This window comes from Novosphingobium subterraneum, assembly GCF_000807925.1.
Classification (GTDB): domain Bacteria; phylum Pseudomonadota; class Alphaproteobacteria; order Sphingomonadales; family Sphingomonadaceae; genus Novosphingobium; species Novosphingobium subterraneum.
In genome coordinates this window covers 1-14173 of the sequence record NZ_JRVC01000029.1, presented here as the reverse complement: position 1 = coordinate 14173, position 14173 = coordinate 1, and the positions used below count along the sequence as shown (strand labels likewise).

Sequence of the window (14173 nt, the reverse complement as noted above, 5' to 3'; positions counted from 1 at the left end):
TGCCTTAGGGGTAAAGCAGGGTGCTGGTCCAGCCGCCTGCTCCGTCGGCCACGAAGCGGCGACGTTCGTGCAGGCGGTAATCGCGGTCTTGCCAGAACTCGATTGCGACAGGGGTTACGCGGTAGCCCGACCAGTGCGCCGGGCGCGGCACGTTGCCATCGGGATAGCGCTGCCGCAACGCATCGACCCGGTCGAGGTAGACCTGACGGTCCGGCAGCGGGCGCGACTGGTCCGATGCGGCCGAGCCAAGGCGCGATTCGGGATGGCGGCTGGCGAAATAGGCATCGGCCTCGGCAGCCGTGACTTCGGCAATCGAACCCTCGATGCGGATCTGGCGGCGCAGCGATTTCCAGTGGAACAGCAGCGCGACGTAGGGATTTGCCGCCAGTTCGCCGCCCTTGCGGCTGTGGAAGTTGGTGTAGAACACGAAGCCGTCCGGGCCGTGGCCCTTGAGCAGCACCATGCGCACCGAGGGATGGCCGTCGGGCGTAGATGTCGCCAGCGCCATGGCGTTGGGATCGTTGGGCTCGCTGGCCTGCGCCTGAGCATACCACGATTCGAAGATCGCGAGCGGATCGGCATGGGGGATCGCGTCGAAAGTCTGTTCAGGTTGCACTGGAATTTCCTGAAAGGGGTTTACGGGGTTTACACAGTCCAGAGAAAGCTTTCCGGCGGGGTTTTCTGAACGGCCGGGCTCCCTGCCTTCATGAGGTGTCTGGCATGGCGGGAGCGGTTTTCCATGACCGGGATCAATTGCATGGAGACCGGCCTACTCTTCTGCTGCGATGTAGGAAAGGCAACCTTGCGGGCAACGCTTGCAAATCCTAGCTAGAGTGCCATGGCCGATCCGTATTCCACCCTGGGGGTTCCGCGCAACGCAAGCGAGAAGGACATCAAGTCCGCCTATCGCAAGCTGGCCAAGGAACTGCACCCGGACACCAACAAGGACAACCCCAAGGCAGCGGAGCGCTTTTCCGAAGTGACCCGCGCCTATGACCTGCTGTCCGACAAGGACAAGCGGGCCAAGTTCGATCGTGGCGAGATCGACGCAGAAGGCAATCCGACCGGCCCGTTCGGCGGTGGCTTCGGCGGAGGCGGCGGCTTTCGCGGGCACCAGGGCGGTTTCCGCCATGACGGCGGCTTCGAAGGCGGCTTCGGCGGCGCCGAGGGAGTCGATATCGGCGACATCTTCGAAGGACTGTTCGGCGGTCGCGGCGGAATGGGCGGCATGGGTGGAATGGGTGGCGGGGCGCGCCGCGGTCCTCCGCCCAAGGGCGCCAATGTGAACTACCGCCTGCAGGTCTCGTTCGTCGATGCAGCGACGCGCGCCAGCCAGCGCATCACCCTGTCGGACGGCAAGACCATCGACCTGAAGCTGCCTGCAGGGCTCGAGAGCGGCCAGCAGATGCGGCTGGGTGGCAAGGGCGAACCCGGCCCCGGCGGCAACGGCGACGCCATCGTCACTATCGAGATCGGCAGCCACCCCTTCTACGAGCGCGACGGCGACAACATCCGGCTCGACCTGCCGATCAGCCTTGCCGAGGCGCTGAACGGAGCAAAGGTCAAGGTGCCGACAGTCGATGGCGCCGTCATGCTGACCGTGGCTCCGGGCAGTTCGAGCGGCAAGACGCTGCGCCTCAAGGGCAAGGGCTTCACCCGCAAGGATGGCACCCGCGGCGACCAGCTGGTGACGCTGCAGATCGACATTCCTGCCGATGACGGGGACCTGAAAGCACGTCTCGAGGGTTGGGCGGACATGCGCAACCTTCGTGACAAGCTTGGTGTCTGAGTGAACGCTCCCGGCCAGACCCCGCCGGGGCCCCGCCCGCTTGTCGACATGCCGGATCTTTCGCCCGAAGCACGGCGGCGCGAAGCGCTGCGCTGGCGCTCCGGACTTGCCGAGGCGCGCGAAAGGCTAGGCCCAGGGAGCAGGGCCTGGGAAGTGATCAAGCGCGTGTGGACCGGCGTCTTCAATGACGGGTCGATCCATGCCGGCAATCTTGCCTACATGATCGTCATCGCGCTGTTCCCGTTCTTTATTACCGGGGCCGCGCTGTTCTCGTTTATCGGCGAGGCGAGCCAGCGCGCGGCCGCAATCGATACGGTGCTCATCGCCCTGCCTCCGGTCGTTGCGACGACCATCGAACCGGTTGCCCGCAGCGTGATCGAAGCGCGTACCGGCTGGCTCCTGTGGATCGGCGGAATCTTCGGCCTGTGGACAGTGGGCAGTCTGGTCGAGACGATCCGGGACATCCTGCGCCGCGCCTATGGCACGCGCTGGGAACATGCCTTCTGGCGATACCGGCTGGCATCGACCGGAATCACGCTGGCGTCGGTCGTCCTCATTCTCTTCGCCATTTTCGCACAGGTCGTGATCGGCGCTGCGCAGGAAGTCATCGAGGCATGGTTGCCGCAATTCGCGGATATCCTCGGCAGCCTGGCCCTTTCGCGCTTCATTCCCGCCGTGGTTCTTTATGGCGCGCTGTGGCTGCTGTTCATTTCGCTGACCCCCGGCGCCTATCGCGGGCGCGGCTATCCGAAATGGCCGGGGGCGCTGTTCGTGACGATCTGGTGGATTGTAGTGACGACGCTGCTGCCCACCGCCTTGCGGACGTTCTTTTCGTACGATCTCACCTACGGAAGTCTCGCCGGGGTGATGATCGCCCTTTTCTTTTTCTGGCTGGTGGGCTTAGGGATGGTGGTGGGGGCCGAACTCAACGCCGCACTTGCCGAAACACCGGAAGAGCGCGACATGCTGGGCCAGGCTGACAATCGCGCACGCGCATCGCGCACGAGCGCCGGGAACGAGACAAGAAGCGAGAACACTGACGCATGACTGGACTTATGCAAGGCAAGCGCGGCCTGATCATGGGCCTCGCCAATGACAAGTCGCTCGCCTGGGGCATTGCCAAGCAGCTTCACGAACACGGCGCAGAACTGGCCTTTTCCTACCAGGGCGAAGCGCTGGAGAAGCGCGTGCGCCCGCTGGCCGCGAGCCTTGGCAGCGATTTCCTGATCGAATGCGACGTGTCCGACATGGCCGCGCTCGACCAGACGTTCGAAACACTGAAGGCGAAGTGGCCGACGATCGACTTCATCGTCCACGCCATCGGCTATTCCGACAAGAACCAGCTGCGTGGAAAGTTCTACGACACCACGCTCGACAACTTCCTGATGACCATGAACATCTCGGCCTACAGCCTCGTGGCGGTGACCAAGCGGGCCATGGAGATGATGCCGAACGGCGGGTCGATCCTGACGCTGACCTATTACGGCGCGGAAAAGGTCGTGCCGCACTACAACGTGATGGGCGTGGCCAAGGCGGCGCTGGAAACCAGCGTGAAGTACCTCGCCAACGACTGCGGGCCTTCGGGCGTGCGCGTGAATGCGATTTCGGCAGGCCCGATCAAGACGCTGGCCGCCAGCGGCATCGGCGATTTCCGCTACATCCTCAAGTGGAACGAGCTGAACAGCCCGCTGCGCCGGAATGTCACGATCGAGGACGTGGGCGGCGCGGGCCTCTATCTGCTGTCCGACCTGTCATCGGGCGTGACTGGCGAGACGCATCACGTTGATGCCGGCTATCACACTGTCGGCATGAAGCAGGAAGACGCGCCGGATATTGCTTTGGGTTGATGTACCGGCTGTCGCCGGTGCCCACCCCCTACCCCCCCGCCTGCGGGAGGTGAGAACAACGCAGCACGATAACACGCCCTCCCGCAAGCGGGAGGGCCGCGAGACTTACGTCAGCGCAGCTGGCGTTAGTTGCAGCGGGGTGGGCTGTTACGGCTGCGCGGGTGCGGAAGTGGCCGGAGCCTGCTCGCCGGCTTGCTCCCGTTCGCGCTTCAGCCTTGCTTCGTATTCCTTTTCGATCTGCTCGACGCGGGCCTGTTCGGCGGCGGCATCGGCGTCGATGGTCTCGAGCCGCTTGGCGCGTTCTTCCTCGATCAGCTTGCCGAACTGGACGTCGGAGCTGTTCTTCTTCTCGGCATAAGCGCGGTCGATCAGGCGGGCAAGGCAGCCGGTGGCGCCGCCAGCGCCCACGGCCGAACACGAGTTGGTGCCGAAGTTGCCGACAGTCTCATAGGCGCGGACCTTCTGGCTCCACGCCTGGTTGACCGTGGCATTGGGGTTGTCGCGCAGCGCCTTGGGAATGCGGAAGCGTTCTTCCTCTTCCTTGCGCGCGCAGACGGTGATCGTGCTGCCTTCGGACTTGGGGCACGGATCGTCGCCATAGACGATCAGCTGGTTCACCTTCTCGCCCGAGGGATCGACCAGCGGCTGGTCCGCCTGGGCAAGCGCCGGAGCGGCAAAGGCGCTGGACAGCAGCAGGGCGGCAGGAATCAGGCGCTTCATCATGGGTCTCCGGTCAGGCTTGCCCCGATATAGGGCGCGCTGCCTGTGAATGGTAGATGAAGGCGCGCAGTTCCCTGCGCTGGATCAAATCCGCTTGGAAAGCGCGATGGCGGCGCGGCAGCCGAGGCGGATGGCGTGGAACAGCACGGGATAGGCAGGCGCCTTTTCTGCGCCAGCCGCCAGCGCTGCATCGCGATGCTCGCGCTCGTCATCGCGAAATTCGCGGATCATCGCGGCGAGTTCCGGGTCCTCGTCGCCCAGTTCCTCAAGCTGTTCGGTGTAGTGCCGGTCAATCTCGGTCTCGATCGCGGCGGTGCAGGCCATGGCGGCTTCGGGGCCGATCAGGGCGGTTGCGGCGCCGAGAGCAAAGCCTGCTGCCGACCATACCGGCTGGAGCGCAGTCGGTCGCACGCCGCGCTGGGCGATCAGGGCATCGAACTTCGCGCGGTGCCCGGCTTCCTGCTCGGCCATTGCGGCGATTTCCGCCGAATGCGGGGCGCGGTTGCCCATGACGGCAAGCTGGCCTGCGTAGATCCGCGTTGCGCCGAATTCGCCGGCCTGATCGACGCGCAGCATTTCGGCGAATTTGGTCATCTCACGCTCCCTTGCGGCTTTTGCCGAGCAGCGCGAAGACAAGGATCGCGCCTGCGACTGAGATCAGGAAGTTGAACCCGGCGAGGCTGATTCCGAACATGGACCAAGGTGCCACGTCACAGCGCACGACCGGGGCATTCATGATCGCATCCAAAGGATTGCCGCCGCCCGCGACGGTGGAACAGGCGGTGACGCCTTCCCACCAGCCGTATTCGACACCGGCATGGAATCCGCCGATCAGGCCGGAAATGCAGATGGCCGTGGCGGCGAGCGTCACCGCAAGATCGCCGGAGCCCTTCCCTTTCATCGTCAGCGCCAGGAGCGCCAGCACGATGGCGGCGATGTGCGGGTAGCGCTGCCACCAGCACATCTGGCACGGGTAGAGCCCGAACACGTATTGCGAGATCAGCGCCCCGCCCATCAGCGCGGCGGGCACGATCAGGGCAAGCGCGTAGGCGGCGTTGCGGGACTGCTGCGAGGTCATGCCGCGCGCTCTATTAGCGCTTCATCTTTGCTGCAAGCGCCGCGCTCGGCTGGGTCCGATTGAGGGTCTGCACGGCGTAGTACAGCTGGAAATCCTTGATGTCCTTTGCCTTCAGTTCCTCGGGCGTCATCTTGAAGCGCGGGTCCTCGATCTTGTCCTTCTCGAGGTCCTTGTCCTCAAGCTTGATCTCGTTGATCAGGTGGCCGCGCAGGTCGCTCTCGCGGTAGGAGCGCAGCTGGCGCTTGCGCAGGTCGGGGTGGGAGATCTGCGGCACGGTAATGTCCGGATCGATGCCGCCTTCCTGCACGCTGCGGCCCGAAGGCGTGTAATAGCGCGCAGTGGTGAGCTTGACCGCAGTATCGCGCGTGAGCGGGATCAGCGTCTGCACGCTGCCCTTGCCGAAGCTGCGCTGGCCCATCACCACGGCGCGGTGCTGGTCCTGCAGGGCCCCTGCAACGATTTCCGATGCCGAAGCCGAGCCTTCGTCGATCAGCACGATCATCGGCACGCCCTTGGCGATATCGCCCTTGGTGTCGATCTCCGCCGGATAGACCTCGGTATCGCGGGCGTAGCGGCCACGCTGCGAGACAATCGTGCCCTTGTCGAGGAACAGGTCCGACAGGGCGACGGCCTCATCCAGCAAGCCGCCGGGATTGCCGCGCAAGTCGAGCACCAGGCCGGTGACCTTGCCGCCGGTCTTCACCTTGGCTTCGTTCCAGGCGCGCTGCACCGAGGCGCCGACATCGGCGCTGAAGCTGGACACCGAAATGACGGCGACACTGCCCTTCATCGCGAGTTCGACTGGCTTGAGTTCGATGATCTTGCGCGTGATCGTGACGTCAAATGGTTCGTCGCGACCGGGGCGGAAGACGCTGAGCTTGATCTGCGTACCCGGCACCCCGCGCATCTGATCGACCGCTTCGTCGAGCGAGCCGCCGTAGATCAGCTTGCCATCGAGATGGGTGATGAAATCGCCCGCCTTGATGCCGGCAAGGTCTGCCGGGCTGCCCTTGGTCGGCGCGATGACCTTGACCGCGCCATCATCCATCGTCACCGACAGGCCGAGCCCACCGTAGGAGCCTTCGGTCTGCGTGCGCAGGTTCTCGAAGTCGCGGGCATCGAGGTAGGCGCTGTGCGGATCGAGCGTGGCAAGCATGCCGTCGATCGCGCCCTTGAGCAGCTTGTCGTCGTCAACCGGCTCGACATAGCTCGACTTGATCCGTTCGTAGACGGCCATCAGCTTGCCGAATTCGGGCCCGGACTTGGCGTCGACAGCGGCGAGGCCGGTGGTCGCCACCGGGATCAGCGCAACGGCGGTTACGAGCGCAGTGGCGCGCAGCAGGGGGGCGAACTTCATGTGCCCAAAGGCCTTTCGCGAAGAGGCAGACATTGTGGAGGTTCTATAACCCCCGCTGAATTAACACCAGATGAGGTTTTGGGACAGGGCGAGCCCGGCTCGTAGACAAACGGCGGATTCACAATCCGACCAGCGTCGTCAGCTGCGCAGATCGAGCGGATTGACCGGCGTGCCATCGCGGCGGAGTTCCACCGTGAGGACCGGACGCCCCGGCTCGGCGACTCCCAGAGGCGAGCCTTGCACGACCTTGTCGCCGACGCGCGCGGCCACGCGGCCGAGATTGGTGACGAGCGTGGTCCAGCCGCCGGAATGCTCGACGATGACGATGGTGCCATAGCCACGGTAGGGCCCGGCAAAGGCAACCCGGCCATCGGCGGGGGATACGACTTGCGCTCCGCCAGAGGGGGCGAGCGAGACCCCGGTGGTCAGGCCCGTGGGCGATCGCGCGCCGAAGCCCGAGACCAGGCGGCCAGAGACCGGCATGATCCAGGCGAGCTTCGGCGTGGAGGTGGCCAGCAGCGGCGGGGGCGCGTCCAGAACCTTGAGCACCTCGCCCGGACGCGCCGGCGGCAGCACCGGACCTGGGAGCGCCGCAAGCTGCTGGCGCAAGGCACCGTCAGCTTCCAGCCTGTCGACAAGGCCAGCCAGATCACGGGTCTGTTCGGCCAGCGCCAAAGCGCGATCGGTCTCGCGACTGGCGACGCCCTGCGCTTCTCGCGAGGCAAGGCGTTGGCGGCTTTCGAGGGCGGCAAGTTCGGTCCGGCGGGCAGACAAGCCCTTTTCACCATCGCGCAATTGCTGCGCAGCCAGGCGCGCTTCGTCCTGCAGCTTGCGGCCGCGCACAATTTCAGCGCGCAAGGAGGCGGTGCGGCGCTGCACTTCGGGAAGCATCGTCTCCATCACGGCGCGAAGGTGGATGGTGTCGCGCACCGAATCGGCACGGACGAGGCTGAAGGCGAGCGGACGGCGGGCCATCATCTGCAGCGCTGCAGTCAGCCGCACGACCGGCTCCTGCCGCTCTGCCATGCGATTGCGCAAGGTTTCGCGCTGGCGCTCGATCAGCACGATCTTCGCCTGCGCCAACTGGATCTCGGCCTCGGACTGCTGGATGCGGGCAGCAACGGCGGCAGCCTCTTGCGCGGTGCGGTCCGCCTCGGCAGTGGCCTTGCGCGCAGCCTGTTCGAGTTGTTCGGCGCGGCTGCGCGATTGGGCCAGCGCCTGCCCGGCGCGACGCAGGACCTCGCCTGCCTCTCCCGCGTCTGCATAAGGGGTCGCCTGCTGAGCCGTTACCTGCCAGCCGAGTGCCCCCATGAGGAGCAAGCAGGCAGAAGCAAAGGCAAGGCGTGACGTCATGGCGCCACTAGAGCCAGATGACATCAGATTGCACCGCCGGGATTGCGCCAGGAAGCTTCTCGGCAAGGAGCGTTGTGCAGGCCGGGCTGGTTGCCCGGGCAAGCAATGCGACGCTGTCCGAGGGGCTTCCTGGCGCAACCGCAAGCAGCGGGCCGATTTTGGCCCATCGCAGCGTCAATCGTCGGTCACTATGGACGAGCATGGCTCCCTCCTCTTTCCTTGCGCTGGGCCAAAATCGGCTCCGTCACGGCGGTGCAATCTGATGTCATCTGGCTCTACCCTTCGCGGTGATAGGGATGGCCCGCGAGAATGCTGGTCGCCCGCCACAGCTGTTCGGCCAGCATGGCGCGCGCCATCATGTGGGGCCAGGTGGCCTTGCCGAACGCGATCAGCAGGTCGGCGGAATCGCGCAAAGGGTCATCATGACCGTCAGCCGCGCCGATCAGGAACCGCGTTTCGCGCACGCCATGGTCACGCCAGCGGCCAAGGATCGCGGCGAACTCGCTCGAGGTCAGCTGCTTGCCCCGTTCATCGAGCGCGACCGTGCGTGATGGCGTCTGCGATGGCGAAGGGACAGTGCCGCCCCGGTCGGGCAGTTCGGTGACCTTCCAGCCCCACGAGATCCGCTTGGCATAACGCTCGACGAGCTCAGCCTCGGGCGAACGACCGATTTTTCCGCGGGCGATGACGTGGAGCAGCATGTGTGCGGTCTAGCCGGGAATGGGCTGCGTGAGAATCCCCAGAACCAAAACAAGAGCGGCACCAGACCGCTTCCCCGGCCCGATCATCTTACCAGGTAGGCTCTGAGTGGTCGGGCCGGGGGAGTGGGCTGGTGCCGCAAGCCCTTGGCGGATGCCAAGGGCGCACGTCACGAATCACGCCGCGCCGGCGTCTCCGAAGGCCCACATGCGTTCGAGGTTGTAGAACGTGCGCACTTCCGGGCGGAAGAGGTGGACGACCACGTCGCCCGCATCGATCAGCACCCAGTCCGCCGCCGGAAGACCCTCGATGCGCACGTGGCCGAAACCTCCGTGCTTGATCCGCTCGGCCAGCTTCTGCGCCATCGCCGCGACCTGACGGGTCGAGCGGCCCGAAGCGATCACCATATAATCGGCAACGGAGCTCTTGCCCTCGAGCGGGATGGAAACCACCTCCTGCGCCTGATCGTCGTCAAGCGACTGCAGCACGAGATCGTGCAGCGCGGCGGGGGTGTAGGGTGTCTTCGGAGCGGTGCCGGCATTGGCCGACAGCGGTTGTACGCTGGTCATGATGCGCGAAATGGCCTCCGTGGCTCAAGAGTCAAGGGATAACGGTTGGAACGCGCAAGAGTTTCTATGTCCCGCACCATGGCGGAACATGGATCAAGGTGTTGCGCGGTCAGGATTTTCCTCGCTTGATAAGGCCCGGAGAGACCGGGCGATGCGTTACGGCATCGCGCATGGCCGCTGGTGCGTAGCGGCGGGACCAATCCGGATCGTGGGCGCGAATCGCGCTGGCAGACCGATGGTCAGGATCGAAGCGAAGAATGGTCAGCGCCGGAGCGCTCCGCATTGCGCCGGAGACGAACTGTCCGGGCCGCTGGCGCCAGCGGCGCAGCCAGGCCATGGCAGGACTTGCCAAGGCAGCCGAATCATAACCCGGACGCGCGATCACCGCAATCGGCATCTCGCGCGCGATCTGCCGCCAGTGCTTCCACTTATGAAACTGCGCGAGATTGTCCGCTCCCATCAGCCACACGAAACGGCGTCTGGGATAGCGGCGCTTGATGGCACGCAGGGTGTCGACGGTGAAACGGGTGCCGAGTTCCCGCTCGATCGCGGTGGCGCGGATCGGGGCATTCCGGCTCTGCCGGCGGGCCGAGGCCAGCCGCGCTTCGAGCGGAGCCATGCCGTGGGCCGGCTTGAGCACATTGCCGGGAGAGACCAGCCACCACACCTCGTCAAGCCCCAGCGCCTGAACCGCAAAGAGCGTGACGCGGCGGTGGCCGCCGTGGGCGGGGTTGAAGCTGCCGCCGAACAGGCCGGTCAGGGGCGCAGCGGGATTCCTCAGGGTCTCACTTGTCCCGAGCCACGGACCAGCCACTTGTAGGTGGTGAGGCCTTCGAGCGCGACCGGGCCGCGTGCATGGAGGCGGCCGGTGGCGATGCCGATTTCTGCGCCGAGGCCGAACTCGCCACCATCGGCAAACTGGCTGGAGGCATTGTGCATGACGATGGCGCTGTCGACTTCGGTCAGGAAGCGGTCTGCCACGGCCTGATTCTCGGTGACGATGGCATCGGTATGGCCCGAGGCGTGGGCAGCGACATGTGCCAGCGCTTCGTCGAGGCCGTCGACCACGGCCACCGACAGGATCGCATCGAGATATTCGGTATCCCAGTCGTTGGCGGCGACGGGCACGATGCGCGGATCAATGGCGCGGGCGCGGGCATTGCCGCGCAGCTCGCATCCGGCATCGAGCAGCGGTTCGACAAGGCCGTGCGGATCGGGATAGGTCGCATCGATCAGCAGGGTTTCCATCGCCCCGCAGATGCCGGTGCGGCGCATCTTGGCGTTGAGCACGATAGCCTTGGCCATCGCCGGATCGGCAGCGGCATGAACAAACGTGTGGTTGATGCCATCAAGGTGGGCCAGGACCGGCACGCGGGCATCGGCCTGCACACGGGCAACGAGGCTCTTGCCACCGCGCGGCACGATCATGTCGATCAGGCCAGCGGCGGCAAGCATCGCACCGACGGCGGCACGGTCCTGCGTGGGCATGAGCTGGACAGCATCGGCGGGCACGCCGCCTTCGACCAGCCCGGCGACCAGCGCCTTGTGGATCGCGCGGTTGGAGTGGACCGCTTCCGATCCGCCACGCAGGATCGTGGCGTTGCCGGAGCGGACGCAGAGCGCGGCGGCGTCGGCGGTCACGTTCGGGCGGCTTTCATAGATAATGCCGATCACGCCGACGGGAATGCGCACACGTTGCAGCACCATGCCGTTGGGGCGCGCGGCTTCTGAAATGACTTCGCCGACAGGATCGGCCAGACTGGCGACCTGTTCCACCGCATCGGCGATTCCGGCGAGACGTTCGGGCGTGAGCTTCAGGCGATCGAGCATCGCGCTGGTGAGGCCATTCGCTGCGCCGTTGGCCATGTCCTGCTCGTTCGCGGCGAGGATTTCAGTCTCGGCGGCGCGCAAGGCAGAGGCGGCAAGCTTGAGCGCACGCTCCTTGGCTGGCGAATCCATGCGTGCCAACAGGCGCTGCGCCGTGCGGGCGGCGCGGGCGAGGCCTTCGACCAGATCGGTCACGGATTCGGGCTGCTGTGCGGGCTGGCTGGACATGGGGCAGCGCACTAGCACCGGGATTGCCGCGTGTCATCCGGATGGAAGCGAGAAGGGCGAGTCGAAGCCTTCCAACGCGCGAATTGTGCGCCTGCTTACACCACTGCAAACGATTCATCGGGGGACTCACACGACTCGGCGCGTCTAGCCCGATTCGGATTCGCCAGCCGGGAACCCGATGGCTAGTCCGCGCCGCGACGGGATCTGAATTAACCAAACCAAGCAGAAAAACGACGGGGGTCGCCTGCCTGTGCCATCGATAAAGCCTGCCCGCTTTGCGGCTGCGCCAGCTGTGGCCAATGCGGTTGCACGCGTTCGCAGCTGGTTTCCCGAGCGCGAGTTCTTCATGCGCTCGCAGGGTCAGGTCCGCTTCATCCGCATCTCCTCGCGCCTGCAGATGACAATAGCCGGTGGCATCGCTGCGGCCGTATTGCTGTGGCTGGTGGTCATGGCGGTGACGTTGTTCTCGCAGTTCACCGCCGCGCGCGATCATGCCGCGCTGCTGGAACGCGAAGCGGCGGTGGCATCGGCAGAAAGCCGGGTGGCGAAGTATCGCGGCGGGCTGGAAGGTGTGGCGGACGACCTCGATCGCCGTCAGGACTTCATCGAGAAGGCGATCGAAGGCACGATCGGCGAACTGCCCAGGGACCTGCCGCAAGGCACGGTGTCCGACAGCAGCGGCGAAGCGCAGAAGACCGTGCGCAAGATCTCGATGGAATTGCCCGAGGCAAAGCGCCTCGCCGAAATCGAAGCGCGCCAGCTGGCCTTCATCGAGCGACTGACGCGTTATGCCGATGCGCGTTCGGCGCAGGCTGAAACCGCGATCCGCCGTGTCGGGCTGAACCCGGCGATGCTGCGCGCTGCCTCGCGCGAAGGGCAGGGCGGCCCGCTGATCCGTCTTTTCACCGAAAACGACCAGTCGGTCGACCCGCGCTTTGCCCGCCTTGGCGCCAGCCTCGAACGCATGGCCGCGCTGGAAAAGGGGCTACGGCGCATCCCCAACACGCTGCCGGCCAGCCTCGAGTTCATCTCGAGCGGGTTCGGCTATCGCTCCGACCCGTTCACCGGCGGCGCGGCGTTTCATGCCGGGCTGGATTTCCGCGGGCCGGTGGGCGCGCCGATCTATGCGGCGGCGGCAGGCACGGTCAGCTTCGTCGGACAGAAGCAGGGCTATGGCAACGTCGTCGAGGTCAGCCACGGCAACGGGCTGATGACCCGCTACGCCCACATGTCGCGCACGGCCGCGCGCATTGGCCAGAAGGTCGACGCTGGTGCGGAAATCGGCAAGATCGGCAACACCGGGCGCTCGACCGGGCCCCATCTCCACTTCGAAGTGCGGATCAACGACCGTCCGGTCAACCCGCGCCCCTTCCTTGAGGCAAACAGGCATGTTCAGGAAATCCGCGCCGGAAGCGCCGCGCACAACATCGGGGAGTAACACGACCATGGCCGCTACATTCTCCGTGCTTGGTGCCGATCTCGCTGTGAAGGGTGATCTTTCGGCGACTGCTGACCTGCACATCGACGGCAGCGTAGAAGGTGACATCACTTGCGCCGCGCTCGTGCAGGGCGAGAAGAGCACTGTCACCGGCGCGATCAAGGCGCGGTCGGCGCGGCTTTCGGGCACGATCCATGGCTCGATCGAAGCGGGAGAACTGGTGATCCTCAAGACCGCCCGCATCCACGGCGATGTCAGCTATGATGCGCTGACGATCGAACAGGGCGCGCAGGTCGACGGCAGGTTCGCCCATCGGGTTCACGCTGGGGAGGAGCCGTCTCTGACGCTCGTCAGCTAAGGTTCCCAAACAAAAACTTGCCGATTCGCCATTCCCGGCTTACATCGGCGAGGTTCAAGGCCGCTCCGCGAGGGGCGGCCCTTATTGTATCCGCGTTTTGCGGGACCGCTTTTTTTCGGGAGATTGTCCGTGAGCAACCAGCCCACGTATCCGCTGATGCCGCACGCCACTGCGTCCTGGCTCGTCGACAACACCGCGCTGACCTTCGAGCAGATCGCCGAGTTCTGCGGCCTTCACATCCTTGAAGTGCAGGCCATGGCCGACGACCTGGCCGGGCAGAAGTACACCGGGCGCGATCCGATCCATTCGGGCGAATTGAACCAGGCCGAGATCGACAAGGGCCAGGCCAATCCCGAATACAAGCTGAAGATGCAGCGTGCCCCGCTGGCCGTCAGCCGCACCAAGGGCCCGCGCTATACCCCGGTTTCGAAGCGTCAGGACAAGCCCGATGGCATCGCCTGGATCCTGCGCAACCATCCCGAAGTTTCCGACGCGCAGATCGGCAAGCTGATCGGCACGACGCGCACGACAATCGCCGCGATCCGCGATCGCAGCCACTGGAACATCGGCAACATCAACCCGAAGGACCCGGTCACGCTGGGCCTGTGTTCGCAGCGCGAACTCGATTCGCTGGTCGCCAAGGCCGCGAAGAAGGCTGGGATCGAGGACAACGGCGAAGCCGCGCTGCGCCTTGGCACCGACCGTGAAGCGCTGATCGAGGAACTGCGCGCCGAGCGTCAGGCCTCGGCCAAGGCCGCATCGGAAGCCGCGCAGGAAGCCGAAGCGGCAGCATGGCTTGCCGCGCGCCGCGCCGAGGGCATTTCCGACAGCTGAGGTCCGGCTGGAGCCGACACGAAAAGGGGCCGCCCTTGCGAAGGGGCGGCCTTTTTGTTGGCTGTCGCCAATGCCC

The 14173-nt window shown here is 65.4% G+C and carries 16 protein-coding genes; 6 read left to right on the top strand and 10 right to left on the bottom strand.

Annotation, left to right across the window (positions count from 1 at the left end; genetic code table 11):
* Positions 1–4: 4 nt before the first annotated feature.
* Complete coding sequence (pdxH, locus tag NJ75_RS20675; protein ID WP_039337831.1) at positions 5–616, bottom strand: pyridoxamine 5'-phosphate oxidase; 612 nt, start codon at positions 614–616, stop codon at positions 5–7.
* 222 nt (positions 617–838) lie between these two features.
* Here pdxH and NJ75_RS20670 point away from each other — a divergent pair, with 222 nt between their 5' ends.
* From NJ75_RS20670 to fabI, 3 genes are read left to right on the top strand one after another with little or no spacing between them, the layout of a single operon-like run.
* A complete protein-coding gene (locus tag NJ75_RS20670; protein ID WP_039337830.1) occupies positions 839–1789 on the top strand; it encodes a DnaJ C-terminal domain-containing protein in 951 nt (316 codons plus the stop codon).
* A 48-nt stretch (positions 1790–1837) separates the two neighbouring features.
* Positions 1838–2836, top strand: a complete 999-nt coding sequence (locus tag NJ75_RS20665; protein ID WP_039337858.1) for a YihY/virulence factor BrkB family protein — start codon at positions 1838–1840, stop codon at positions 2834–2836.
* The gene (gene fabI, locus NJ75_RS20660; protein WP_039337829.1) at positions 2833–3636 is read left to right on the top strand and encodes an enoyl-ACP reductase FabI; all 804 of its coding nucleotides are present in this window, start codon (positions 2833–2835) and stop codon (positions 3634–3636) included. Before NJ75_RS20665 ends, fabI begins: the two co-directional genes overlap by 4 nt.
* A 147-nt stretch (positions 3637–3783) precedes the next feature.
* On the opposite strand, the gene NJ75_RS20655 is transcribed toward fabI, so the two are convergent.
* From NJ75_RS20655 to NJ75_RS20615, 9 genes are all read right to left on the bottom strand, one after another.
* Complete coding sequence (locus NJ75_RS20655; protein WP_062780410.1) at positions 3784–4359, bottom strand: hypothetical protein; 576 nt, start codon at positions 4357–4359, stop codon at positions 3784–3786.
* Between the two features lie 81 nt (positions 4360–4440).
* Positions 4441–4950: a demethoxyubiquinone hydroxylase family protein gene (locus tag NJ75_RS20650; protein WP_039337828.1), complete on the bottom strand. Its 510-nt coding sequence runs from the start codon at positions 4948–4950 to the stop codon at positions 4441–4443.
* Between the two features lies 1 nt (position 4951).
* Complete coding sequence (locus NJ75_RS20645) at positions 4952–5434, bottom strand: disulfide bond formation protein B (RefSeq protein ID WP_039337827.1); 483 nt, start codon at positions 5432–5434, stop codon at positions 4952–4954.
* Between the two features lie 13 nt (positions 5435–5447).
* The gene (locus NJ75_RS20640) at positions 5448–6791 is read right to left on the bottom strand and encodes a S41 family peptidase (RefSeq protein ID WP_039337824.1); all 1344 of its coding nucleotides are present in this window, start codon (positions 6789–6791) and stop codon (positions 5448–5450) included.
* 138 nt (positions 6792–6929) lie between these two features.
* Positions 6930–8144, bottom strand: coding sequence for a murein hydrolase activator EnvC family protein (locus tag NJ75_RS20635; RefSeq protein WP_039337822.1), 1215 nt, complete (start codon positions 8142–8144; stop codon positions 6930–6932).
* A 275-nt stretch (positions 8145–8419) separates the two neighbouring features.
* Positions 8420–8845, bottom strand: a complete 426-nt coding sequence (locus NJ75_RS20630) for a 23S rRNA (pseudouridine(1915)-N(3))-methyltransferase RlmH (protein ID WP_039337820.1) — start codon at positions 8843–8845, stop codon at positions 8420–8422.
* A 174-nt stretch (positions 8846–9019) separates the two neighbouring features.
* Positions 9020–9412 (bottom strand): ribosome silencing factor, encoded by a 393-nt coding sequence (gene rsfS / locus NJ75_RS20625; protein ID WP_039337819.1) that lies wholly within the window; start codon positions 9410–9412, stop codon positions 9020–9022.
* 109 nt (positions 9413–9521) lie between these two features.
* Positions 9522–10226, bottom strand: coding sequence for a nicotinate-nucleotide adenylyltransferase (locus NJ75_RS20620; RefSeq protein WP_082013508.1), 705 nt, complete (start codon positions 10224–10226; stop codon positions 9522–9524).
* Complete coding sequence (locus NJ75_RS20615; RefSeq protein WP_039337818.1) at positions 10190–11467, bottom strand: glutamate-5-semialdehyde dehydrogenase; 1278 nt, start codon at positions 11465–11467, stop codon at positions 10190–10192. Before NJ75_RS20615 ends, NJ75_RS20620 begins: the two co-directional genes overlap by 37 nt.
* Positions 11468–11759: 292 nt before the next feature.
* Between NJ75_RS20615 and NJ75_RS20610 the strand changes: the two genes are divergently transcribed.
* The 3 genes from NJ75_RS20610 to NJ75_RS20600 all read left to right on the top strand — a co-directional run bounded on the left by NJ75_RS20610 (position 11760) and on the right by NJ75_RS20600 (position 14097).
* Entirely contained in the window at positions 11760–12905 is a 1146-nt protein-coding gene (locus tag NJ75_RS20610) for a M23 family metallopeptidase (RefSeq protein ID WP_039337817.1), read from the top strand.
* Positions 12906–12912: 7 nt separating this feature from the next.
* The gene (locus tag NJ75_RS20605) at positions 12913–13263 is read left to right on the top strand and encodes a bactofilin family protein (RefSeq protein ID WP_039337816.1); all 351 of its coding nucleotides are present in this window, start codon (positions 12913–12915) and stop codon (positions 13261–13263) included.
* Between the two features lie 129 nt (positions 13264–13392).
* Positions 13393–14097, top strand: coding sequence for a DUF1013 domain-containing protein (locus NJ75_RS20600; protein WP_039337814.1), 705 nt, complete (start codon positions 13393–13395; stop codon positions 14095–14097).
* Positions 14098–14173: the final 76 nt, after the last annotated feature.

Coding starts and splice junctions, on each gene's coding strand:
- NJ75_RS20650 (WP_039337828.1), bottom strand. CDS start 4,950: ATGACCAAATTCGCCGAAATGCTGCGCGTCGATCAGGCCGGCGAATTC.
- NJ75_RS20630 (WP_039337820.1), bottom strand. CDS start 8,845: ATGCTGCTCCACGTCATCGCCCGCGGAAAAATCGGTCGTTCGCCCGAG.
- NJ75_RS20665 (WP_039337858.1), top strand. CDS start 1,838: ATGCCGGATCTTTCGCCCGAAGCACGGCGGCGCGAAGCGCTGCGCTGG.
- NJ75_RS20645 (WP_039337827.1), bottom strand. CDS start 5,434: ATGACCTCGCAGCAGTCCCGCAACGCCGCCTACGCGCTTGCCCTGATC.
- rsfS (WP_039337819.1), bottom strand. CDS start 9,412: ATGACCAGCGTACAACCGCTGTCGGCCAATGCCGGCACCGCTCCGAAG.
- NJ75_RS20655 (WP_062780410.1), bottom strand. CDS start 4,359: ATGATGAAGCGCCTGATTCCTGCCGCCCTGCTGCTGTCCAGCGCCTTT.
- NJ75_RS20670 (WP_039337830.1), top strand. CDS start 839: ATGGCCGATCCGTATTCCACCCTGGGGGTTCCGCGCAACGCAAGCGAG.
- NJ75_RS20615 (WP_039337818.1), bottom strand. CDS start 11,467: ATGTCCAGCCAGCCCGCACAGCAGCCCGAATCCGTGACCGATCTGGTC.
- NJ75_RS20640 (WP_039337824.1), bottom strand. CDS start 6,791: ATGAAGTTCGCCCCCCTGCTGCGCGCCACTGCGCTCGTAACCGCCGTT.
- NJ75_RS20605 (WP_039337816.1), top strand. CDS start 12,913: ATGGCCGCTACATTCTCCGTGCTTGGTGCCGATCTCGCTGTGAAGGGT.
- fabI (WP_039337829.1), top strand. CDS start 2,833: ATGACTGGACTTATGCAAGGCAAGCGCGGCCTGATCATGGGCCTCGCC.
- NJ75_RS20635 (WP_039337822.1), bottom strand. CDS start 8,144: ATGACGTCACGCCTTGCCTTTGCTTCTGCCTGCTTGCTCCTCATGGGG.